Below are 1,304 nucleotides of genomic sequence, written 5' to 3'. Positions count from 1 at the left end.
GTCGAGACGCTGACGCTGCACGCCGGGCTGGGGCGCGGCGCGGCGTGGAAGCGGGCGGTGGAGCTGCTGCGCGAAGTGGGGCTGCCGGAGCCGGAGAAGCGGGTGAAGAGCTACCCGCACGAGCTGTCCGGCGGCCAGCAGCAGCGGGTGATGATCGCCATCGCCATCGCCTGCGAGCCCAAGCTCTTGATCGCCGACGAGCCGACCACCGCGCTGGATGTCACGATTCAGAAGCAGATCCTGCAGCTGATCGCCGACCTGCAGAAGAAGCACGGCATGTCGGTGCTGTTCATCACCCACGACCTGGGGGTGGTGGGCGAATTCGCCGACGAAGTGATCGTGATGCGCCACGGCGTGATCCGCGAGCAGGGCACGGTGCGGCAGATCTTCGAGAACCCGCAGGACGCGTACACCAAGGCGCTGCTGTCGTGCCGTCCGCACCTGGATCGCCGCCCCGAGCGGCTGGCGGTGATCGACGACTTCCTGCAGCCGTGCGGCTACGTGGAGCCGGCCGAGCGCAAGCGCGGCTACGCGGCGGACGACGAGATCGTGCTGGACGTGCAGGGGCTGTGCAAGAGCTTCGACATCCGCGAAGGCCTGTTCGGCAAGCGGCAGTTCCACGCGGTGCAGGACGTATCGTTCAAGCTGGCGCGCGGCAAGACCCTGGGCATCGTCGGCGAGTCGGGCTCCGGCAAGACCACCGTCGGCCTGACGCTGGTGCGGCTGCACCAGGCGACGGCGGGCAAGGCGCTGTTCCACGGCCAGGACCTGATCGGCATGAGCGCCAAGGCCTTCCACGCCTACAAGAAGCGGATCCAAATCATCTTCCAGAACCCGTACGCGTCGCTGAATCCGCGCTTCACGGTGGAGCAGATCCTGACCGAGCCGATGCTGCTGCACGGCATCGGCCAGGACGCCGGCCAGCGCCGCCGTCTGGCGCAGGACCTGCTGGACAAGGTGGGTCTGCCGGCGGGCGCCCTGGCCAAGTACCCGCACGAGTTCTCCGGCGGGCAGCGGCAGCGGATCGCGATCGCGCGCTGCCTGACCTTGAAGCCGGAAGTGCTGATCTGCGATGAGTCGGTGTCGGCGTTGGACGTGTCGGTGCAGGCGCAGGTGCTGAACCTGCTGCAGGACCTGCAGGACGAGTACAAGCTGTCGTACCTGTTCATCTCGCACGATCTGGCGGTGGTGAAGCACATCTCGGACCAGGTGCTGGTGATGAACAAGGGGCGGGTGGTGGAGCAGGCGGACGCGGACGTGATCTACCGCGAGCCGCGGGACGGCTACACCAAGAAGCTGCTGGG

General features: G+C 67.5%; 1 protein-coding gene. It reads left to right on the top strand.

Translation table 11 applies throughout. The annotated features are described in order from the left end of the window. Positions 1 to 1,304, top strand: a 1,304-nt coding sequence (locus VA599_RS24105) for a dipeptide ABC transporter ATP-binding protein (RefSeq protein ID WP_346791020.1), incomplete at both ends; no start/stop codon positions are given.

This window comes from Chromobacterium indicum, from assembly GCF_039708975.1.
Taxonomy (GTDB): domain Bacteria; phylum Pseudomonadota; class Gammaproteobacteria; order Burkholderiales; family Chromobacteriaceae; genus Chromobacterium; species Chromobacterium piscinae.
The sequence above is the reverse complement of the archived record's forward strand: the minus strand, read 5'-3'. Positions and strand labels throughout refer to the sequence as shown.